The sequence below is a fragment of the Amycolatopsis sp. NPDC048633 genome (assembly GCF_040650695.1).
Classification (GTDB): Bacteria; Actinomycetota; Actinomycetes; order Mycobacteriales; family Pseudonocardiaceae; genus Amycolatopsis.
In genome coordinates this window covers 52408-73925 of sequence record NZ_JBEZHS010000032.1, presented here as the reverse complement: position 1 = coordinate 73925, position 21518 = coordinate 52408, and the positions used below count along the sequence as shown (strand labels likewise).

At 72.9% G+C, this 21518-nt stretch carries 17 protein-coding genes; 7 read left to right on the top strand and 10 right to left on the bottom strand.

The annotated features are described in order from the left end of the window. Positions 1 to 4: 4 nt before the first annotated feature. The 4 genes from AB0C38_RS38655 to AB0C38_RS38640 form a co-directional block, all read right to left on the bottom strand. A complete protein-coding gene (locus AB0C38_RS38655) occupies positions 5 to 742 on the bottom strand; it encodes a dihydrofolate reductase family protein (protein ID WP_360682772.1) in 738 nt (245 codons plus the stop codon). Between the two features lie 210 nt (positions 743 to 952). Further along, positions 953 to 4753, bottom strand: a complete 3801-nt coding sequence (locus tag AB0C38_RS38650) for a PKD domain-containing protein (protein WP_360682770.1) — start codon at positions 4751 to 4753, stop codon at positions 953 to 955. A 340-nt stretch (positions 4754 to 5093) separates the two neighbouring features. Next, positions 5094 to 6380 (bottom strand): hypothetical protein, encoded by a 1287-nt coding sequence (locus tag AB0C38_RS38645; protein WP_360682768.1) that lies wholly within the window; start codon positions 6378 to 6380, stop codon positions 5094 to 5096. Next, positions 6373 to 6786: a helix-turn-helix domain-containing protein gene (locus AB0C38_RS38640; protein WP_360682766.1), complete on the bottom strand. Its 414-nt coding sequence runs from the start codon at positions 6784 to 6786 to the stop codon at positions 6373 to 6375. The genes AB0C38_RS38645 and AB0C38_RS38640 overlap by 8 nt, the downstream gene beginning before the upstream one ends. A gap of 149 nt (positions 6787 to 6935) precedes the next feature. Between AB0C38_RS38640 and AB0C38_RS38635 the strand changes: the two genes are divergently transcribed. Beyond that, positions 6936 to 7106 carry a hypothetical protein gene (locus AB0C38_RS38635; RefSeq protein WP_360682764.1) on the top strand — a complete coding sequence of 57 codons (171 nt, stop codon included), beginning with the start codon at positions 6936 to 6938 and terminating at the stop codon, positions 7104 to 7106. Positions 7107 to 7164: 58 nt separating this feature from the next. On the opposite strand, the gene AB0C38_RS38630 is transcribed toward AB0C38_RS38635, so the two are convergent. Continuing rightward, complete coding sequence (locus AB0C38_RS38630; protein WP_360682762.1) at positions 7165 to 8031, bottom strand: transporter substrate-binding domain-containing protein; 867 nt, start codon at positions 8029 to 8031, stop codon at positions 7165 to 7167. A 105-nt stretch (positions 8032 to 8136) separates the two neighbouring features. On the opposite strand from AB0C38_RS38630, the gene AB0C38_RS38625 reads away from it, so the two are divergent. Next, positions 8137 to 9042: a cyclase family protein gene (locus AB0C38_RS38625; RefSeq protein WP_360682760.1), complete on the top strand. Its 906-nt coding sequence runs from the start codon at positions 8137 to 8139 to the stop codon at positions 9040 to 9042. A 4-nt stretch (positions 9043 to 9046) separates the two neighbouring features. Here AB0C38_RS38625 and AB0C38_RS38620 read toward each other — a convergent pair whose 3' ends face one another. Beyond that, positions 9047 to 9715, bottom strand: a complete 669-nt coding sequence (locus tag AB0C38_RS38620) for a GntR family transcriptional regulator (protein ID WP_360682758.1) — start codon at positions 9713 to 9715, stop codon at positions 9047 to 9049. A 152-nt stretch (positions 9716 to 9867) separates the two neighbouring features. On the opposite strand from AB0C38_RS38620, the gene AB0C38_RS38615 reads away from it, so the two are divergent. Beyond that, complete coding sequence (locus AB0C38_RS38615; protein WP_360682756.1) at positions 9868 to 10617, top strand: amino acid ABC transporter permease; 750 nt, start codon at positions 9868 to 9870, stop codon at positions 10615 to 10617. Next, complete coding sequence (locus tag AB0C38_RS38610; RefSeq protein ID WP_360682754.1) at positions 10614 to 11369, top strand: amino acid ABC transporter ATP-binding protein; 756 nt, start codon at positions 10614 to 10616, stop codon at positions 11367 to 11369. The genes AB0C38_RS38615 and AB0C38_RS38610 overlap by 4 nt, the downstream gene beginning before the upstream one ends. A gap of 77 nt (positions 11370 to 11446) precedes the next feature. On the opposite strand, the gene AB0C38_RS38605 is transcribed toward AB0C38_RS38610, so the two are convergent. From AB0C38_RS38605 to acnA, 3 genes are read right to left on the bottom strand one after another with little or no spacing between them, the layout of a single operon-like run. Next, positions 11447 to 13651, bottom strand: a complete 2205-nt coding sequence (locus AB0C38_RS38605) for an aminotransferase class III-fold pyridoxal phosphate-dependent enzyme (RefSeq protein WP_360682752.1) — start codon at positions 13649 to 13651, stop codon at positions 11447 to 11449. After that, positions 13648 to 14340: an MBL fold metallo-hydrolase gene (locus AB0C38_RS38600; RefSeq protein WP_360682750.1), complete on the bottom strand. Its 693-nt coding sequence runs from the start codon at positions 14338 to 14340 to the stop codon at positions 13648 to 13650. Before AB0C38_RS38600 ends, AB0C38_RS38605 begins: the two co-directional genes overlap by 4 nt. Then, positions 14333 to 16915, bottom strand: a complete 2583-nt coding sequence (acnA, locus tag AB0C38_RS38595) for an aconitate hydratase AcnA (RefSeq protein WP_360682748.1) — start codon at positions 16913 to 16915, stop codon at positions 14333 to 14335. Before acnA ends, AB0C38_RS38600 begins: the two co-directional genes overlap by 8 nt. Positions 16916 to 16955: 40 nt before the next feature. Between acnA and AB0C38_RS38590 the strand changes: the two genes are divergently transcribed. Next, the gene (locus AB0C38_RS38590) at positions 16956 to 17924 is read left to right on the top strand and encodes a threonine/serine dehydratase (protein WP_360682746.1); all 969 of its coding nucleotides are present in this window, start codon (positions 16956 to 16958) and stop codon (positions 17922 to 17924) included. Positions 17925 to 17994: 70 nt separating this feature from the next. Here AB0C38_RS38590 and AB0C38_RS38585 read toward each other — a convergent pair whose 3' ends face one another. Beyond that, positions 17995 to 19560, bottom strand: coding sequence for a gamma-glutamyltransferase (locus tag AB0C38_RS38585; protein ID WP_360682744.1), 1566 nt, complete (start codon positions 19558 to 19560; stop codon positions 17995 to 17997). Positions 19561 to 19629: 69 nt separating this feature from the next. On the opposite strand from AB0C38_RS38585, the gene AB0C38_RS38580 reads away from it, so the two are divergent. Continuing rightward, positions 19630 to 20481 carry a MurR/RpiR family transcriptional regulator gene (locus AB0C38_RS38580; RefSeq protein ID WP_360682742.1) on the top strand — a complete coding sequence of 284 codons (852 nt, stop codon included), beginning with the start codon at positions 19630 to 19632 and terminating at the stop codon, positions 20479 to 20481. Next, positions 20478 to 21404 (top strand): hypothetical protein, encoded by a 927-nt coding sequence (locus tag AB0C38_RS38575; RefSeq protein ID WP_360682740.1) that lies wholly within the window; start codon positions 20478 to 20480, stop codon positions 21402 to 21404. The genes AB0C38_RS38580 and AB0C38_RS38575 overlap by 4 nt, the downstream gene beginning before the upstream one ends. The last annotated feature ends 114 nt before the right edge of the window (positions 21405 to 21518 follow it).

The following is a 21518-nucleotide window of genomic DNA, read 5'->3' as shown; positions in this document are numbered from 1 at the left end:
TACTTCACAGCGCGCTCCTCTGCTCCGACTGGGCCGCTCCGACCAGCTCGCCGCTGGCGCCACGATCGTCCAGCACCAGCTTCGACCGCCCGCTGACGGTATAGCGCAGGTGGGTGACCCCGGGCGACTCGACGACCCGGGCCGGGACCAGCTCGATCCCGTTGTCCACGCCGAGGCCGAGACCGGGGCCGAACAGGCGCTGGCCGTCGCCCAGCAGCACCGGGGCGACGTGCAGGTCGAGCTGGTCGAGCAGCCCGGCGGCCAGCACCTGACGCAGGAGCTCCCCGCCGCCGGCCACCGCGACGTCCTTGCCGCCGGCGGCGTCCCGGGCCAGCTCGACGGCCCGCTCGAGTCCCTCGGTGACGAAGGTGAAGGAGGTGCCACCCTGGCGTTCGAGCACCTCCCGGGGACGGTGCGTGACGACGAACACCGGGGCGTGGAACGGCGGCTCCTCGCCCCAGGGGAACTCGCCGGCGTCGAACATGCGCCGGCCCATGACGTAGGCACCGGCCGCGGCGAACGTCTCCTCGACGATCTCCGAGTCGACCGACCGTTCGCCGCCGGCGAAGCCCTGCCGCTCACGCCACGCTGCGGCGTCGACGGCCCAGCGGGTGACCCGGAAGAAGCCGGGCGCTTCGGGGCCCCGCATCCAGCCGCTCATGTCCGGGGAGTCCTTTGTGTCCCGTGGTCCGGTGTAGAAGCCGTCGAGGGAAACCGACATCTGGGCGGTCACCTTGGTCATCGTGGGTGCTCCTGTCGTGGTGGCGGCCCGCTCGGCCGCCGTGCCCCTCAGTCGGAGCCGACCGTCCGTTCTCGACACGCGCCGGCGAGAGATTTCGCGGAGAAGCTCCACCGGAGCCGTGGTGCCCGGAATGCCCGCTCCCCGGCTCGGCCGCCGACCGGCACGCACCCTGCCGACCGGCGGCCGGCAGGGTGCGTGCTCGGGGTCGGGTCAGAAGCCCATGCGGCAGCCCGACAGGATGATCTCCTGGCCCAGCAGCGTCACCACCCGGACCGAGTACTGCGCGAGCTGGCCGTTCGGGCCCACGACCGTCTGGTTGGCGTAAACCGTGGCCACGCCGGGGATCCCGATGGTGATCGGCGCCGTGCCGATGACCTGGCCGTTGATCTTGCCGACCCGGGACGAGCCGGACAGGCCCTGCTCGTTCGCGACACAGCTCGTCTCGATGTCCGTGACGCTGATCAGCCCGCCGAGCAGGCTGGCCCCGGACACCGTCGCCGAAGCGTTGGTGCGTCCGGTGTTCACGTCGAGCGAGCACTGCGCGTGCAGCGCGTTCACGGTCGCGAGACCGAGCACGTTCACCGACGCCGTGGTCTTGTTCGAGCTCGGCGGGCACCCGGCCAGCGGCGTCTTCGCGACGGTGATCAGCCCGGACGCGCTGAGCGCCCACGCCTCCGCGTTGACGAACGTGACGACCTTGACCGTGTCCGTCCCGATCCCGCCGTCGTCATCGGTGACCTTCACCGTGACCGTGTGCGCGCCGATGCCGGTGTAGGCGTGCGACGCCGTGCAGGCACCCTGCGCGACCGTCCCGGTGGCGACGGGACTGCCGTCACCGAAGTCGATCGTGCAGGTGTGCGTGTCGTGCTTCCCGGCGTCGGTGAACGGCGCCGTGAAGTTCACCGGGGTCCCGCGGGTGACGTTCGCCCCGTTGGCCGGCGCCGTGATCGTCACGACCGGTGCGACGTTGGCCAGCGTGAGCGTCGTGGTCTTGACGACGTCCGGGTGCAGGCCGTCGTTCGCGCTCAGGGTGAGCGTGAAGACCCCGTCGTCGTCACAGGTGACCGTCGTGGCCTGGGCGGCCGCGTTGCCGAACGCGCACGTCGTCCCACTGTCCACACCGGACGCGGGGGCGATGCTCCAGTGCGTGGTCAGCGCCGGGCCGTCGGGGTCGGTGACCCCGCCGGTGAGCGGCACCGCGCCGCCCTCGTTCCCGGTGTACGGACCGCCGGTGGTGACCACCGGCGGGGCGTTGACGATGATCCGCACCGTCGCGGTGCCCACCCCGCCGTCGTCGTCGGTCACCTTGACCGTGATCGTGTACGTCCCCGAAACGGTGTACGCGTGCGACGCCGTGCAGGCGCCCTGCGCGACCGTCCCGGTGACGAGCGGGCCGCCGTCGGCGTAGTCCACGGTGCAGGTGTGCGTGTCGTGCTTGCCCGCGTCGGTGAACGGCGCGGTGACGGCCACCGGCGCGCCGGGGTCGAACACCTTGTCGGTCGTGGGCGCGGTGATGCCCACGACGGGCGCGACGTTGCCCAAGGTGAGCGTGGTCGTCCCGAGGACCACCGGGTGCAGGCCGTCGTTCGCGCTCAGGGTGAGCGTGAAGACGCCGTCGTCGTCACACGTCACCGTGGTGGCGAGGGCGTCCGCGTTGCCGAACACGCAGGCCGTCCCACTGTCCACACCGGACGCGGGGACGATGCTCCAGTGCGTCGCCGACGGCGGGCCGTCGGGATCGACGACCGTCCCGCCGAGGGACACCGCGGCACCCTCGTTACCCGCGTACGGGCCGCCGGGCACGGCCACGGGCGGGTCGTTGACGATGACCTTGGCCACGGCGGTCGCGGAACCGCCATCATCGTCGGTGACCTTCACCAGCACGTTGTACGTGCCGGAGACCGTGTAGCCGTGCGAAGCGGTGCAGGTGCCCGAACCCGGGCCCTGCGCGACCGTGCCGGTGACGAGCGGGCTGCCGTCGGCGTAGTCCACGGTGCAGGTGTGCGTGTCGTGCGCCGAGACGTCCGTGAACGGCGCGGTGACCCCCACCGGTGCGGTGTGGGTGAACACCGTGTCGTCCGCCGGCGCGGAGATCGTCACGTGCGGGGCGACGTTGCTCAGCGTGAGCGTCGTCGTCTTGACGACCGGTCCGGCGATGCCGTCGGACGCCGTCAGCGTGAGTGTCCAGACGCCGTCGTCGTCGCAGGTGACGGAGGTGGACAGCGCGTCGGGGTTGCCGAGCGCGCAGGCCGCGCCCGGGTCGACGCCCGAGGCCGGGGCGATCGTCCAGTGCGTCGTCAGGTTCGGCCCGTCGGGGTCGGTGACGGTGCCCGCGATCTCGACCGCGGTGCCCTCCTGACCGGAGTACGGCCCGCCCGCGGTGACCACCGGCGCGGCGTTGACCACGACGTGGGTCACGGCCGTGCCCGCCGCGCCGTCGTCGTCGACGACCCGCGCGGTGATGGTGCGGCCGCCCGAGGCCGGGTAGCTGTGGCTCGCCTGGCAGGTCGGGCCGGCGATCGTGCCGGGCACGGGCGGGCCGTCACCGAAGTCGACGGTGCAGGTGTGCGTGTCGTGGCTGCCCGCGTCCGTGAACGGCGCGGTGACCGCGACCGGGGTGCCGGGGCTCACCAGCGCCCCGTCGGCCGGGGAGGTGACGGTGACGACCGGGGCGACGTTGGCGAAGGTCACCGTCGTGGTCTTCACGACCGGCGGGTTGACGCCGTCGGCCGCGGTCAGCGTCAGGGTGAAGCCGCCGTCGTCGTTGCAGGTCACCGTGGTCGAGAGCGCGTTCGCGGTGCCGAACGTGCATGCGGTGCCGGCGTCGACGCCGGAGGCCGGCGCGATGGTCCACGTCGTGCCCACGCCGGGGTTGTCCGGGTCGGTCGCGGTGCCCGCGATCGGCACGGCCGAGCCCTCGTCGCCGGTGTACGGGCCGCCCGCCGAGACCACGGGAGGCCCGTTGATGACCACGTGCGTGCAGTCGGTGACCGCACCCGCGCCGCCGCCGTCGGTGCCGGCCGCGGTGACGCACAGCTCGTGCGTGCCCGCGCCGAGCGCCGGGGTGGCGACGGTGAAGTTCACCGACGCCGGGCCGGTCTGCGGCAGGCCGGGGGTGACGTTGGTGACCGGGATCGCGCCGCCGCCGCCGACCTTCAGGGTCAGGCCGGTCAGCTTCGCGCTGATCAGGCCGGGCACCACGTTCGGCAGGTTCGCCGGGTCCGGGACCGCGGTGCAGGTGCCGTGGGTCAGGTCGGCGATCGCCTGCAGGCTGGCGTTGTAGTCGTTGCCGGCACAGCTCGCACCCGCCCCGACCGCGAACGTGTAGTAGGTGACGTCCGCCGGGACCGCCTCCGCGGCCGGTCGCACGTCGCCCGCGGCGAGCCCGTCGGACATGAACACCACGATCTTGCGGGCTTCGGTCTGCGCGTTGGTCACCGTGGTCGCCGAGCCGATGCCCGCGACGTAGTTGGTGCCGCTGCCGACGTTCTTCGCGGTGAACTGGCCGACACCGCCGATGGCGGCCGAGTTCAGCACCTCGTCGACGTCACGGGTGCCGTTGGTGTTGGCGTCGGTGGCGGGGCCGGTGAGCAACTGCTCCCCGGCGGCCGGACCGACGTCCGCGGGGGCGGCGGCCGAGCCGAACACGACTGCTCCGACGTGCCCGACGACGGTGTTCGGGCCCGCCGCGTTGGTGTTGAGGTTCTTGCCCGCGATGATCTCGCAGCCGAGCACGTTGGTGCTCGAACAGCTCGACGCCGTGCTGCCGGAGACGTCCAGCACGTAGGTCAGCGCGGTGTCCTTGACCGCGACCCCGGTGCCGATCGACGCCGTTCCGGTGACCGTCGCCGGGCCGGGCGGGAGGACGGCGTTGTCGGCGGGCCCGGTGATGTCCACCGAGATGCTCGTCCCGCCGGGGAGGTTCCCGTTCACGGCGTCCGCGGGGACGGAACTCGCGAGCAGAGCCACGATTCCCGTCAAACCGGCGAGCGCCAGTTGTCTGCGTCTCATTCGTTCTCACGCTTCTTTCACAGGGTGATGGTGCTGTGTGAAAATCGCGTTAAACGAACGGAAGGTTACTACGCTGATTCAGTGAGTTACCGTGCGATACCGCTACCCAAAGTCGCTGGTGAGCGGGTGTGACGGTGGTCCGGCCGAGTTCGCGGAGTCCGTTCGAGTACATTTTGTTTTCCGTCGAACGGAGCAACTTCCGGCAATGACCATTCGCCTGTGTCGCATTTCGGTTCCGCCGGGTGGGCCGTCCGGTTCGGTTCCGGGCCATTGTTCTTCACCGAGGAGTGAGAGGGCCGTGCGCCCAGTGCGACATTCGCGTCGGTGGACCGCGCCTCGGTCACCCGCTCATCGCGTGGAGTCGGGCGAGCAGTTCCACCACGCTGAAGGGCTTGACCAGGTAGTCGTCGGCGCCGGACTCCAGTGCCCCGATGCGGTCGGCGAGGTCGGGCGGGCCCATGACGATCACCGCGACGCCGGGGTGGTCCGCCCGGCCCCGCCGCAGGGCGGCCTCCTCGTCGGGGGAGAGGTACCGGTGGGCGAGCACGATCGTCCGCACGGCGCCGAGCGAGGCGCACACGTCGGCGCCCGATTCCGCGCGGCGGACGGTGAACCCGCGCCGGGCGATGACCTCGGCCAGTGCCACGGCGAGGTCGTCGTCGTCCTCGGCGAGCAGGACGTCGACGGGCCGGGCCCGCCTGGCCACGCGGTCACGCACCTCGCGGCTCTCGGCCAGGGACGCCGGGTCCCCGGAGGCCTCGTACCGGGCGCGCAGCACCGTTTCGAGCCCGCCCGCGACGAGCGCGTACTCCGGCGCGTCGGCCGGGGTCCCGGCCAGGGCGGCCCGGGCGACGGACACGGCTTCGTCGAGGTCCCGCCGATCGTGGCCGCGCTGGTACCCCAGGCGGTACGCCGCGGCCAGGTTCGCCAGCACCCGCGCGTGCTGCGGCCGGTCCGCGGGCATCCGCTCGGCGGCCTGCCGCAGGACGCGGGCGGCCTCGGCGGCGCTGGCGGCGTCGTCCCGGTAGCCGGCCCAGGCCAGCAGGAGGGCGCCGAGGTTGGCCAGCGCCTCGTCGTTCGGGGACTCGGCGGGCGTGGCGTCGATCGCCTGCCGCAGCACCGCCACGGCCTCTTCGAGGTCGGCTTCGGTGCCCGAACGTTCGTGCTGGGCGGTCAGCGCGGCCGCGAGGTTCGAGAGCACCTGTCCGCGCTGCGGGGAATCCGTGGGCAGCCCGGCGAGGGCGCGGTGGAGCACGTCGACGGCCTCGTCGAGCTTCGCCGGGTCGGCGTGGAGCCGGAACCACATGAGCAGGGCCCCGCCGAGCTCGGACAGCAACGCGGCCCGGTGGCCGGGGTCGGTGACGGCCGAGGCGCCCGCCCGCAGCGCTTCGACGGCGTCTTCGAGGCTCGCCAGCTCCCCGCCGTAGGCGTACTCGAGCCGCAGGGCGATGCCGAGGCTCGCCAGCAGGCGCGGCTCGACCTCGCCGGCGTCGGCGAGCCGCTCGGCGACCTCGAGGCAGCGCCGCACGCCTTCGCCGGCCAGCCGGAGTGCCTCGTCGATCGCGCCCGCTTCGGCCCGGCGCAGGGCCGCGTCGACCAGCGCGGCGGCGTCGGCCGGCTCAATCATCGATGCCCTCCGGCGGGGGGAAGAAGGATTCCAGCACCTGCCGGGCGAGTTTCGGATCGTAGATCCACAGCACCTCCGAGCGCGGGCCGACCGAGCGGTCCAGTTTCATCAGCGGCCGCGGCTCCGGGTCGTCGCCGTTCCCGGCGGCCTCGGGCAGCGGGTCGGCCAGGTCACGGACCGCGACCCACAGCTTCTTGAACCGGACCGGGTCGCCGCCGAGGTGGCCGACCACCCGGGACACGACCTCCCACGACGGGCAGCTCGCCCCGTTGAGCAGGTTCCCGACCGTGGTGTGGGACGCGCCGGTGGCCTTCGCGATGGTCCGCAGGCTCGGGTCCCCGGAGGTGCGGCGCAGCACCCGAAGTTCGGTGCACAGCCGCTCGAGCGGCCCGGCCGACTCCGGCACCCGGGTCCCCCTCGTCCAGCGTCCCGGCAGTTCTTGTCACGCACTGTACCCGGTTCGTCCGGAACCGGGCCTCTTCCGGCAACTGCTCTTCCGGCCCGGCGGCGGCGCCGGGCATGGTCGGACCGAGAACCGGACGAGCGGAGACGACGATGCAGCAGAACGTTCTCTACGTCGGGCTGGCCGCTGCCGCGGTGCCGGCGGTGTCGGCCGTGACGTGGCTGATCGGGTTGGCGCTGACGCTGCGCGGCAGCACCCCGCGCGAACGCCCGGCGCTCTTGCGGGCCTACGCCGTCATCCCGCGACGCCGGCCGCGGGGGTGACGCGCTGGGATCCGGTGGCCCGCTCCGCCTCGGGGGTGCGGAACGGGCCACCGGGGGTTCACGGGGTCGGCTTGCCCTGCTTCGCGATCTGGTCCTTGATCGACGGCCAGTACTGGTACATCTGCGTCGGGTAGGGCAGGTCGGGGAAGTACTTCTGGTACAGCTTCAGGAAAGTGCCGTCGTTCGCCAGGGCCGCCAGCTGCTTGTCGTAGGCGTCCAGGAACTTCGTCAGCTTCTTGTTGACCGCCATCGCGCCCGGCTGGTCCTGCGGCGACGTGAACGCCACCTTGAGCTTGCCGGGGTGCTGCTGGAAGATCTGGCCGACGTGCGTGGAGCCGAGCACCATCGCGTCGAGGTTGCCGGCGAGGAGCTGGTTCACGCCCGCGCTGTCGGTGGCCTCCGAGACCAGCGCCGACGTCGCCATCTTCTTCTTCGCGAAGTCCTCCTGCGTGCTGTTCGCACCGCTGCCGACGCGCTTGCCGGCGAGGTCCGGGACGGACTTCGCCGTCGAGCCCTCGGGCACGACGACGACGTTCTGGCCCCAGAAGATCGGCTGCGTGAACGCGACGCTCTTCTTCCGCTCCTCGCTGGCCACCAGGCCCACCGACATCATGTCGTACTGGCCGCTGGTCAGGCCCGGTAGTCCGGATTGGACGGTCGTCGTCTTGTAGACGATCTTGAGGCCCATCTTCGAGGAGATCAGGTCGTTGAGGTCGATCAGCAGGCCGACCGGTTTGCCGCTCGCGTCGGGGGAGACGAACGGGTAGTCGCCGGCGGTCACCGCCGCGGTGATCGTCCCGGGCTGGGCGAGGCCGTAGTCGTCCCCGGCCGCCGGCGCATCGCTGCCGCACGCGGTGAGGGTGGCGACGGAGACGGCGGCGGTGGCGAGGACGCCGGCCAGCCGCCGCGGGGTGAGTCGCTTCATGGGTCTCCTTCGAACGGGCGGGGGACGGGAGCCGGCCGCCGGCGATGGAGGCGAACTATAGGCTATAGGCTGTGATGAGGTCAACGAATCGAGAGGGAGCCCGCCGTGACGCGTGACTGGGACCGGGCCCGGGTGCAGGCCCTGCTGCACGGCCGCGACAACTGGGGCCGGTGGGGCGAAGACGACCAGGTCGGAGCCGTCAACCTCATCACCGACGCGAAGCGCGCCGAGGCGGCGAAGCTGGTCCGCACGGGCCGGTCGGTCTCGCTGAGCCGGCCCTTCCCGACCCGGCCGTGGCCCGGCAACCCGCGTCCGGCGGCGCACTACACGACCCGGGCGCCGCGGGGCACTGGCGGCATTTCCGGGGACTACTACGGGATCGAGTACCACGGCGTCGCGTCGACCCACGTCGACGCGCTCTGCCACGTCTGGGACGAGCAGGGGATGTGGCAGGGCCGCGACCCCGACGTGGAGCTCACCTCACGCGGCAGCCGCTGGGGCGGGGTCGAGCACTGGGGCCAGGGCATCGTCACCCGGGGCGTGCTGCTGGACGTGCCGGCGTTCCGCGGCGAGCCGTACGTGACGCTCGAGCGCCCGGTGCACGGCGACGAGCTGGCGGAGGTCGCGCGGGCCCAGGGCGTCACCGTCGGGCCGGGCGACGCGCTGGTCGTCCACTCCGGACGCGACGGCTGGGACCGGGAGAACCCCGCGTGGGGCACCGGGCCCAGCCGACCCGGGCTGCACGCGTCGTGCCTGGAGTTCCTGCGCGACCACGACTGCGCCGTGCTGGCCTGGGACATGCTCGACCAGGCCCCGAACGACTGGGGGATCCCGTGGACCGTGCACGGCGCGATCTTCGCCTACGGGCTCGCCGTCGTGGACAACTGCGCGCTCGAACCACTCGCCGCGGCCTGCGCCGGGGAAGGACGCTACGAGTTCCTCTTCGTGCTGGCGCCGCTCGTCGTCGAGGGCGGCACGGGCTCCCCGGCCAACCCGCTCGCCCTGCTGTGAGCGCTCAGGCCTCCAGCGCGGCGATCGCCCGGCGGCCGAGGCTGCCGAGGACGTGCTTCTTCATGGTCCGTTCCGCTTCCCTGGCGTCCCCCGAGATCACGGCCTCGGCGATCGCGATGTGCTCGCGGCGCACCCGCTCGCGGTCCTCGGCGGAGTCCGGCTTGGACTGCAGCCCGACCTGGCGGTAGCGGTCGGCCTTGTCCCACAGGCCTTCCAGCAGCGACGACAGCAGCGGGTTGTGCGACGCGGTGTAGACGCTGCGGTGGAAGGCGCGGTGCACGAGCAGGGACTCGAAGCCGGTCGACGCGCTGAGCGGCTCGAGCTCCTTGAGCGCCGCCTCGATGGCCGAGACGTCGGCGTCCGTCCGGCGGGTCGCGGCGAGCTTGGCGGCGAGCGGGTCGAGCTTCTCGCGGATCTCGAACAGGCTGCGCGCCTCCTCGGCGTTGAGCCGGGTGACCCGTGCGTCGCGGTGCGCGTCGAGGTTCACCAGGCCCTCGGCGTCCAGCCGCCGGAGCGCCTCGCGCAACGGGGTCGTGCTGACGCCGAGCTCCGCCGCGAGCTGCTCCTGGGAGATGGACTGTCCCTGGGTCAGCTCGCCGGCGAGGATGCGGCGGCGCAGCTCCTCGTAGACGTACGCGTTCTTGGTGAGGGCCGGGCGGGGAAGAGCGCTCATCGGGTCAGCTTATAGCCCATAGCCTCGGGTTTCCCCGTCAACTCCGTTGCCTGGCCCTGAAACTTCTACGACGGGCTTGCCACTTCTGTCGAGTCTGCTACAGTTTCGGGAACTCAGCTTATAGTCTATAAGCACGAAGGACAGTAGGTCCCATGGGCGATTTCCTCCATTCCTTCTTCGACATCCACCAGATCCTCGCGGTGCTGCCGGACCTGCTCGGGGAAGGGCTGCGCAACACGCTGGTCATCGCGGCGCTCGCGCTGCTGCTCGGCCTGGTCGCCGGGCTGGGCCTGGCCATGCTGCTGATCTCCGCGCGTTGGTGGCTCCGCGCGCCGGCGCGGATCTACGTCGACGTCTTCCGCGGGCTGCCCGCCATCGTCACCGTGAGCCTGATCGGGATCGGCCTGCCGTCCGCGGGCGTCCGGCTGTTCGGGCAGTCGCCGATGGGCTACGCGATCCTCGCGGTCGGCCTGATCAACGCGGCCTACATCGCCGAGATCTTCCGGTCCGGGATCCAGAGCGTCCCGCCCGGGCAGGCCGAGGCCGGACGCAGCCTCGGTATGAGCCACCTGGCGACGCTGATGCTGATCGTCGTGCCGCAGGGCATCCGCAACGTGCTCCCGGCGCTGGCCAACCAGTTCATCGTGGCGGTCAAGGAAAGCTCCCTGGTGTACCTGCTGGGGCTGGCGGTGGGGGAGCGCGAGCTGTACTTCATCGCCCAGCAGGCGCAGTCCATCACGTACAACTCGTCGTCGTTCGTGGCGGCGGGCCTGGTCTACATCGTCTTCACGGTGCCGCTGACGCACCTGGTCAACTGGTTCGACCGGCGGCTGCGCGAAGGCCGGCGCCCGAGCGCCGAGCCGCTGGCCGTCGTCGGCGTGGAAACGGGAGTGGGAGCGTGACCACCATCGAGCGGACCGCGGTGCCGGCCGTCCAGCTGGAGGACGTGTGCAAGGCGTTCGGCCGGGTCGAGGTGCTCAAGGGCGTCTCGGCGACGATCGGGCGCGGGGAGACGGTGTGCCTCATCGGCGCGTCGGGCTCCGGCAAGTCGACGCTCCTGCGCTGCGTCAACCTCCTGTCGCCGCCGACGTCGGGCACGATCCGGCTGCACGGCAAGGCGATCACCGACCCGAAGGCCGACCTGAACGCGATCCGGTCGCGCACGGGCATGGTGTTCCAGCACTTCAACCTGTTCCAGCACATGACGGCGCTCGACAACATCACGGTCGCGCTGCGGCGGGTGCGGAAGATGTCGCGGGCGGAGGCCGAAGAGCGCGGCCTTCAGCAGCTCGACAAGGTGGGCCTGCGGGCGCTGGCGTCGTCACGGCCCTCGCACCTTTCGGGCGGGCAGCAGCAGCGCGTGGCCATCGCGCGGTCGCTGGCGATGGAGCCGGACATCATGCTGTTCGACGAAGCCACGTCGGCGCTGGACCCCGAGCTGGTGAAGGGCGTGCTGGACGTGATGCGCGACCTGGCGTCCGCGTCCGGCATGACGATGCTGGTGGTGACCCACGAGATGAACTTCGCGCGCGAGGTCGCCGACCGGGTGCTGTTCGTGGACCGCGGGGTGATCGCGGAGGAAGGGCCGGCGCGGGAGCTGCTGTCGGACCCGAAGACCACGCGGTTGCAGTCGTTCCTGTCGCAGGTGTTGTGACCTCGACCGAGCGCAGTCGTTCACTGCATCCCGAACCGGGAGTCGGGCCGCGGTTCAGCACCGCGGCCCGGCCCTTTTCACGTCCGCGGAAGGGCTTCGGCCAGCCGTGCGACGAACTCGTCGGCGTGGGCCGTCTCCCAGACCAGCGGTGGGCGCACCTTCAGCACGTCACCGCCGGGGCCGGTGAGACCGGCCAGCACACCGCGGCCGACCAGGTCGTCCAGCAGCTTCCGCGCCACCTCCCGAGAAGAAGCCTCGCCGACGGGCCGCACGTCGACCCCCGCCAGCAACCCCGTGCCCCGCACCGCACCCAGCACCGGCGAACCGTCCGCCAGTGAGCGCAGGCCGCGGCGGAGGTGCTCGCCGACCTCGACCGCCTGGGCCGGGAGGCCCGTCAGTTCGAGCACGTCGAGCACCGCGTGGCCCGCGGCCGCGGCGGCCGGGGTCGCCGCGAACGTCGAGAAGTACTCGTACTTGCTCGCCAGGACGTCGGCGATCTCGCGGCGGGTGACCAGCGCGCCGATCGGGTAGCCCGCGCCCATCGGCTTGCCCAGCGTCACCAGGTCGGGGGTGATCCCGGCGAGGGCGAAGCGCCACAGCTGCGGACCGCTGCGCCCGTAGCCCGACTGCACCTCGTCCGCCAGGTACAGCGCGCCGGCCGCGTGGGCGCCGTCGACCAGCCCGGCCATGAACCCGTCCGGCACGTCGAGGATGCCTTCCGAGGTGAACTGGGAGTCGGCGAGCACCAGCGCCGGACGGAGGCCGGCGGCCTCGATCCGCGGTGTCGCACCGGGATCACGCGGGGCGGCGAAGGTCCCCACCCCGGCGGGCCGGTATCCCGGCGGCCACTCGTTCGAGCTCAGGTCGGCCATCCACTTCGACGACCCGTGGTACGCGTGCTCGGCGACGATCGCCGAGGTGCCGCCGGTGTACTCGGTGGCCAGCCGCCAGGCGAGTTCGTTCGCTTCGGTGCCCGACGTCGTGAAGAGGCACGTGTCCAGCTCCGGCGGCATCGTGGCGAGGATCCGCTCCGCGAGCCCGACGATGCCGCCGTGGAGGTACCGCGAGTGCGTGTTCAGCTCCGCCAGCTGCCGCCCGACGGCCCGGGTGACCGCCGGGTGCGCGTGCCCGATGACCGCCACGTTGTTGTACGCGTCCAGGTAGCGCGCACCGTCGCGGGCGTGGAGCCAAGCGCCTTCGCCGCGGACCAGTTCGAGCGGACGGCGGTAGAACAGCAGGGACAGCGCGCCGCCCATCGCCGCGGCCCGCCGGGACGGCAGCTCGCTCACGGGGATGCTCTCGGCGAGGTCGCGGGTCCCGGCCAGGCGCGCCAGCCGCTCGCCCAGCTCGGCCGGGGTGAGCGCGCCGAGGAGGGCCAGCACGCGCTCGCTGGTGTCGTCGTACTGCGTGATGTACCGCTCGTTGTCGCTGTGCGCCTCGCGCCGCGTCGCGGACACCGCCAGCGTCGTGAGCAGCCGGGCGATCACCAGCTCGCCGAGCACGGCGACCTCGGCCGCGCCCAGCTCGCGGTGCCGCTGGTAGCCGCGCAGCACGGCTTCGGTCGCGCGCCAGACGTCCCCGGCCCGGCGCAGCACCGAGGTCAGCGTGACGGCCAGGTCGGTGACGGCGGCCGTGTGGTGCATGTCGCCGAAGTCGATCACGCCGGTGACCGCGCCCGCCTCGGCCAGCACGTTGGTGAGCGTGACGTCGGCGTGCTGCATCCCCGCCGGGAGCGTCGCGGTCGCGGCCAGCGCCGGGGTGACCCGCTCGACCAGTTCGCCGAAGCGTCCCAGACCGGACTCGGCCACCACTTCGGGCATCCGGCGGACGTCCCACAGCAGCTCCCGGCCCGCCGCGGGGTGGAAGAACCCTTGTAGCGCCAAGGAAACCCGGGCCGCCACGGCACCGACCTGGGTGGCCAGCTCGCCGTCGATCGGCCGTCCTTCCAGCGGGGCGCCCGGCAGCAGCGTGATCAGCCGGGCCAGGCACGCGCGACCGGTGTCGTCCGTCAGCCGTGCGACGTCCCCGACCGCTTCGGGCACCGGCAGGCCGGGGTCCGCTACGTGGACGTGCTCCAGCGCGCGGACCTCCATGTCGACCACGTCGGCGCGCTCGGCGGGGTTGGAGATCTTGAGCACGAACCGGGAGTCGACGAGGACGTTGAGGTCGCGCTCGCTGTCGAGCGGCTTCAGCGGCGGGTCCGCCAGCTGCCAGTGCTCGCGGAGCGCGGCGTGCAGGCTCTCGGTCGAGAAGGCCGGGGCGGGCTCCGTGAACGTGCTCATGCGGGGAAGTCCTCTCCTGGTTCGCCGGTGCGGGGGTCCGGCTCGATCACACTGAGGTCGACGCGGGGAAGCAAGTACCGGCCGGGCTGCCCGCCCTCGACGGTGAAGGGCCGGTCGTGCCCGGGGTAGACGAGGTCGGCCCGCGAGCGCACGAGGGCCATCGACCGCGCCGCGGCGTCTTCGTCGACCGCGCTGGAACACCGCCCCGTCCGCAGCGCCCGGGCGGACGGCACGGCGTCGCCGGTCAGCAGCGCCGTGCCCGCGGCCGTGGTGACGGTGAGCCCGATCGACCCCGTCGTGTGCCCGGGCAGCGCGGTGACCGTGACGCCGGGGGCCAGTTCGAGCCCGTCTGTCGCGGGCCGCGCGCCGTCCACGACGGCCGACGTCCACGGCGGCGCCACCGGGTTCCCGCGCGGCGCGAGGTCCTCGTCCGGATGGATGAGGACCTCGGTGAAGAGATCGGCGTTCTGCACGTGGTCCCAGTGCGCGTGCGACAGCACCAGCGTGTCGACGTGGCGGGGGCCCAGCGCGCGCAGCAGCGCCCGCCGCCGTCCGGCGTGCCCGCAGTCGAAGAGGATCCGCCGTCCCGGGGCGTGGACCAGGTACACCCCGCAGAACCCGATGCTGCCCTGGGGCGAGCTGAGCCCGTACCCGAGCAGCAGGGGCTCGACGACGACGGCGTCAGGCACCGAACCGGCCGAGCGTGTAGGGGAGGACGCCGCCGTGGGCGTAGTAGACGGCCTCCTGCGGGGTGTCCAGGCGGGCTCGGACGTCGAACTCGAACGCGGGCGCTTCGCGCGGCCGGACCCGCACGGTCACCGGCCGCGCGGGGTCGTCGACGGCCTCGGGGATACCGAGCAGGTCGAACTCCTCGGTGCCGTCCAGCCCGAGCGACCCGGCACTCTGTCCGTCGGCGAACTGCAGCGGCAGCACGCCCAGCTGCACGAGGTTCGAGCGGTGGATCCGCTCGAACGACTCGGCGAGCACGACCCGCACCTTCAGCAGCGCGGTGGCCTTCGCCGCCCAGTCGCGCGACGACCCGGTGCCGTACTCCCGGCCCGCGATCACCAGCAGGGGAGTGCCGGCGAACGACTTCGCGGCTTCGTACACCGGCACGACGGCGCCGCCCGCGTCGAGGGTCGATCCGCCGGGGGCCAGCCGGTTCTTCAGACGCGGGTTGGCGAACCCACCGCGCACCATCACCTCGAAGTTGCCGCGGCGGGAGGCGTAGGTGTTGAGGTCCGCCTCGCCCAGTTCGGTCAGGTAGCGGCCGGCGCAGCTCGTCTTCGGGATCCGCCCGGCCGGGCTGATGTGGTCCGTGGTCACCGAGTCGCCGAGGAGCAGGAGCGCCCGGGCATCGCGGAGGTCTGCCGGCGGAGGGGCGACCTCGTCGAGGAACGGCGGCCGGCGCAGGTACGTCGAATCGGCCTGCCAGTCGAAGCGCGCTCCGCCCGCGGCGGGCACCTCGGCCCAGTGCTCGTCGCCGTCGAACACGTCCGAGTAGGCGTCGCGGAACAGCTCCGGGGTGAGGTGGGCGGTCACGACGGCGTCGATCTCCGCGTCGTCCGGCCAGAGGTCGGCGAGGAAGACCGGCTCGCCGTCGGCGCCGGTGCCGAGCGGTTCGGTGGTCAGGTCGTGCGTGATCGACCCGGCCAGCGCGTAGGCGACGACCAGCGGCGGCGAGGCGAGGTAGTTGAGCGAGACGTCGTTGTTGATCCGGCCGTCGAAGTTCCGGTTGCCCGACAGCACGGACGCCACGACGACGTCCCGCTCGGCGACGGCGGCCGCGACGTCGGGCAGCAGCGGGCCGGAGTTGCCGATGCACGTCATGCAGCCGTAGCCGACGAGCTGGAAGCCGAGCTCGTCGAGCGGCTCGGACAGCCCGGCCAGCCGCAGGTACTCCGTGACGGTCTTCGAGCCCGGTGCGAGGCTCGTCTTCACCCACGGCTTGGCCGCGAGGCCGCGCGCCCGGGCGTTGCGGGCGAGCAGGCCGGCGGCGACCATCACGTGCGGGTTGGAGGTGTTGGTGCACGACGTGATCGCCGCGATGGCGACGGCGCCGTCCCGAACCTGACCAGCCTTGTCCTTTGTGGACACGAGGGGTTCGATCGCGGCCGCGGCGTTGGCCGGGACGTCGGCGAGCGCGACGCGGTCCTGCGGCCGGCGCGGCCCGGCAAGAGAAGCGGTGACGGTGGTGAGGTCGACCTGGACTCGTTCGTCGTAGCGGAGGCGGGCGCCGGGGTCGTGCCAGAGGCCCTGTTCCTTCGCGTACGTCTCGACCGCGGTGACGTGGCCGGGCCGCCGGCCGGTGAGCCGCAGGTAGCCGAGCGTCGCGTCGTCGATCGGGAACATCGCCGCGGTGGCCCCGAACTCGGGGCACATGTTCGAGATCGTGGCCCGGTGGGCGAGCGGGATCCGGGCGACCGCGGGGCCGGTGAACTCCACGAACTTCCCGACGACGCCGTGCGCGCGCAGCGTCTCGGCGATGGTGAGCACCAGGTCGGTCGCGGTGACCCCGGGGCCGAGCTCGCCGGTCAGCTCGACACCGACGACGGGCGGGACGAGCATGCTCAGCGGCTGCCCGAGCAGCGCGACCTCGGCCTCGACCCCGCCGACGCCCCAGGCCAGCACGCCCAGCGCGTTGACCATCGTGGTGTGGGAGTCGGTGCCGGCGCAGGTGTCCGGGAACGCCCAGCCGTCGCGGCGTTCGACCACACTCGCGAGGTACTCGAGGTTGATCTGGTGCATGATCCCGGTGCCGGGCGGGACGACGTGCACGCCGTCGAGCCGCTCGCCCCACTTGAGGAAGCGGAACCGTTCCGCGTTGCGCCCGTACTCGATCTCCACGTTGCGGCGCAACGCGTCCGGCCGGCCGGACACCTCGGTCGCGATCGAGTGATCGACCGTCAGGTGGCTGGGGATCCGGGGCCGCACCGCCGCCGGGTCGCCGCCGGCCTCGGCCACGGCGTCGCGCAGCGCGGCCAGGTCCGTGAGCACCGGGACGCCGTTGGTGTCGTGCAGGAAGACCCGGGACGGCGAGAACGCGACGACGTCTCCCTTCCCGGCCACGAGCGAGGCGATCTGTCCGGCGGTCACCGTGTGGCCGTCTTCGTGGCGCAGCAGGTTTTCCAGCAGGATCTTGTGGCTCAGGGGCAGCCGCTCGGCGCCGGGCACGGCGTCCAGGCGGTGCACCCGGTACCGCTCCCCGGCCAGTTCGAGCCGGGCGAGGCTGGCGTAGCTGTCCGCCCTGCTTGTCGTCTTCACGCTGATCCCTTCCGCATAGCTTATAGGCTATAATATCAGCATGGCTTCTCTTCTGGAACGGATCATGGACGCGCACCGGGGGATCCGCCCCGACGTGCCGGTGAGCACCCTCGAGCGCAGCCGGCTGCTGTCGGACGAACTGGGCGCCGACGTGTGGCTGAAGACCGAGCACCTGATGCCGACCGGCTCGTTCAAGGTGCGCGGTTCGGCGAACAAGATCCGCGTGCTCGGGGAAGCGGCCAAGCGCACCGGGGTGATCACGGCGTCGACGGGCAACCACGGCCAGGGTGTCGCGCGCGCCGGGAAGCTGGCCGACGTCGGGGTGACCGTCTACGTCGGCCAGACGACCACCCGGGCGAAGATGGCCGCGATCGAGGCGCTGGGCGCGGTGCTCGTGGTGGTCCCGGGCGGGGCCTTGGACGCGGAGGTGGAAGCGCGCCGGCAGGCCGAGAAGCGGGGAAAGCCTTACGTGGCACCGTACAACGACCTCGACACGGTGGCGGGCCAGGGCACGCTGGGCGTCGAGCTGGCCGAGCAGGCGCCGGACCTGGACGCGGTGTTCGTCTGCGTCGGCGGCGGCGGGCTGATCGGCGGCGTGGGGACGGCGCTGAAGGCGCTGAGCCCCCGCACCCGGGTGGTCGGCGTCTGGCCCGCGGCGTCGACCTGCCTGCTGGACTCGCTGAAGGCGGGCCGGATCGTGGAAACCCCCGAGCAGCCCACGCTGTCGGACGGTTCGACCGGCGCGGTGGAGCCGGGGTCGGTCACGTTCCCGATCTGCCAGGACGTGATCGACGAGACCCTGACGGTGTCCGAGGACGAGATCGCGCGGGCGATGCGCCGGATCGCCGAAGGCGAGCGCTGGATGGTCGAAGGCGCGGCGGGCGTGGCGGTCGCGGGTCTCGTGCAGACGGCGGAGCGCTACCGGGGGAAGAAGGTGGCGGTGGTGCTGTGCGGCCGCAATGTCACTTTGGCGACATTCCTCGGCGCGATGGCCCGCGCGGAGGGCTGAGCCGAACGCCATGAACGACTCTTTCATCGCGTCCGACGCGATGAAAGAGTCGTTCATGACGTCGCTGGCTTCAGTGCGTACCCGGGACGACCACCGCCGCGGAGCCGTCGGAGCGGGGGTCGCTGCCCGCCGTCAGCGAGCCGTCCGGCGCCACCGCCACCACGTTCGTGTGGCCCAGGAACTCCGTGCGGGGCGGCACTTCCCGCGTCGGGAAGCCGTCGCCTTCCAGGTCCGTCACCGTCGCCCGTGCGACGTCGGCCTCGAAGTGCACCGTGTCGGACCGGTCGCCCGGCGCGCGCGGCCCGACGACCCACCGCGGCGCGCTCACGGCTTCCCGCGGGGTCCGCCCGCCGAGCAGGCCCAGCAGCACCTGCGCGTGGATCTGCGGCTGCCCGTGCCCGCCCATCGTCGAGGTGACCCACCGGACGTCGTCGCCGCGGGTGACCAGGACCGGCATCAGCGTGTGCTTCGGCCGCTTTCCCGGGGCGATCACGTTGGGGGAGCGGGGATCCAGGGAGAAGCTCAGCCCGCGGTTCTGCAGGATGATCCCGGTCTCCGGCTCCAGCACAGCGGCGCCGAAGCTGTCGTAGACGCTCTGGATGATCGACACGGCGAAGCCCCGCGAGTCCGCCGCGGCGACCCCGACCGTGTCGCCGCGCGGCACCGACGGCGTCGCCGCTGCCCCGGCCGGGCGGGGTGCTCCGGACCTCAGTTCCGCGACGATCTCGGCGAAACCGTCGTTCTCGACGTCGGTGCGCGCGAACTCCGGATCGGCCAGCAGTGTGTCGCGGACCCGGGTGCCGTCGTGGAACAGCCGGGCCAGCACGTGCGCCGGCACGTCCGGCGATCCCAGCTCCGCCAGTGCTCGCACCGTGCGCAGCAGCGCGAACCCCTGGGTGTTGGGCGGGCTCGTGTGGACCCGGAAACCCTGCAGCGAAGCGGAAATCGCCGGGGTGACGCGGGCGGCGTAGCCCGCCAAGTCCGCCACGGTCAGCGGACAGCCCGCGGCCTGCAGCCCCGCCGCGAGCGCGGTGCCGACGGACCCGCCGTACAGCTCGTCGGGCCCCTTCGCCGCGATCCGGCGCAGCGACTCCGCGAGCCGGGCCTGGACGAGCGGCTCGCCTTCCTCGAGGAACCGGCCGCCGGGGGCGAACACCGCGGCCGAGCCGGGGTCGGCGGCGAGCTCGGCCTGGTCGGCCACCAGCGCCGCGGCGAGCGAACGGGCGACCGGGACGCCGTCCGCGGCGTGCGCGATGGCCGCGTCGAACTGCGCGGCCCAGCCGAGAGCCGCCCCGAACCGCCGCAGTTCCGCCCAGCCCCGCACCGCGCCGGGCACGGTGATCGTGTCGGGCCCGCGCGTCGGCAGCCGGTCGCCGTGGCGGCGCCGCAGCTCTTCCGCGTCCCGCGCGGCGGGCGCGGTGCCCGTCGCGTTCACGCAGGTGATCGTGCCGTCCGGAGTTCGCACGAGTGCGACGAGATCGCCGCCGAGCGCGGTGTTGTGCGGGTAGACGACGGTCAGCGCGGCCGCCGCGGCGAGGGCGGCGTCGATCGCGGTCCCGCCCCGGCGGTAGGCCTCTTCGCCCGCGCGGGTGGCGAGGAAGTGGGGCGCGGCGACGGCGCCGGTGGTCCCGGTCATGGTGCTCCGTACTATGTAGGCTATAGGCTGCAAGCTACGGTAGCCGGTCGACAGAAATGACGGCAAGACATGGGAACTCCGGAACCGCCGGGTGCGCTCTCGCTGGCCGGCCGCGTCAACCACCAGTGGAGCAGGCTCAACGAGACGGAACAAGTCGTCGCGCGCTACCTCGTCACGGCGCCGCCGCAGCGGATCGTGTTCGCGACGGCGGACGAGCTCGGCCGGCGGACCGGCACGAGCGACGCGGCCGTGGTCGGCACCGCGCGCCGGCTCGGGTACCCGGGGCTGACGGCGTTGAAGGCGTCGCTCGGCCGCGCGGCGGCCGCGCCGCAGCTCGGCTTCCGGCTGCAGCTGGCCCAGGACCTGCCGCGCGCGTCCGCGCACGTGGTGCGGGACGCGCTCGGCCGGATCAGCGCGTTCGGCCGCGGCCTCGACCCCGCCGAGCTGGCCGAGGCGCTGCGGCTCGTCGGCTCGGCGTCGCGGGTGTTCTGCTACGGCTGGGGCGTCAACGAGCTGAGCGCGCGCTACCTGGCGCTCAAGCTCAACCGCGCCGGCCAGGCCGCCGACGCCTCGGGCGCCACCGGCGTGGCTTTCGCCGACGACCTGGCGGACCTCTCGCCGGGCCACGTCGTCGTGGCCTTCGCGCCGGGCCGGCTGCTGCCCGAGCTGGAGCTGCTCGCCGCGCACGCGAAGAAGGTCGGCGCCCGGCTGGTCCTCGTCACCGAACACCTCGCCGGGGAGATCCCGGCGGACGTCGTCCTGCGCGACCCGGGCTCGCCGGGCAGCCTCACCGCCGAACCGCTGTGCTCCATGCTCGTCGCCGACCTGCTCGTGCTCGGCGCGCTGGGCGAGGGGCGGGCGAGCGGCACCTACGCGCTGCTGACCGAGCTGCGCGACGAACTCCAGGAGGACCGTCCGTGACCCTGTCCATCGTGGACTTGAGCGAGATCCGCGCCGTGGCGACCAGGGAACTGGTCTTCGGCGCGGTCCGCGAGGCACTCGTGGCGCACGCCGAAGGCCGTACCCAGCTCCCGCCGCCGATCGCGATGGTGTTCCCGGAGGTGGGCGGTGACTGCCACGTCAAGGCGGGGCACCTGACCGGCGCGCCGTACTTCGGCGTCAAGGTGGCCGCGGGCTTCTACCGCAACGCCGAGCGCGGCCTGCCGAGCAACAGCGGGCTCATCCTGGTGCTGGACGCGGCGACCGGGGTCCCGGCCGCGGTGCTGGCCGACGAGGGCTGGCTGACGGCGTGGCGCACGGCCGCGGCGGGGGCGCTGGTCACCCACGCGCTGACGCCGCCCGGCGTCGACGAGGTGGGCGTCCTCGGCACGGGGCTGCAGGCCCGGCTGCAGGTGGAGTGGCTGCACGCGCTGCGGCCCCTGACCCGGGTCCGGGTGTGGGGCCGCCGGCCCGAGGCGGTGCGCGGGCTCTGCGCGGACCTGGACCTGGACGCCCGCCCCGCGACGATCGAGGAGGCGGCGGGTTCCCCGTGCGTCCTCACGGCGACGCCGGCCACGAGCCCGCTCGCCCCGGCTTCGGCGTTCGCGGGCGCGCTGCACGTGACCGGAATCGGCACGGACCTGCCGGGCAAGGGCGAACTGCCGCCGGAGCTGTTCGCCGGAGCGGCGCTGGTGGCGACCGACGACCACGCGCAGTGCCTGGACCACGGCGACTTCGGCAACGCGGTCCGCGCCGGTGTCACGGGGCCGGAGAGCGACCTCGCCGTGGGTGTGGTCCTGCGCGACGGCGTCACGCGGCCGGGGTTGTCGATCGCCGACCTGACCGGGCTGGGGGTCGCGGACGCCGCGGTGGCCTCGGCGGTCTTCACGGCTCTCGCCCGCTGAACAGCCCGCCCCCAACTGCGTTCGGGCGCGCCGGCCCACCTGGCCGCACAACTGGAAAACCTCGCCGGAGCGGGCAGTGGCCAGCCGCTCCGGCGAGGTTGGTTTTGGTGGTTC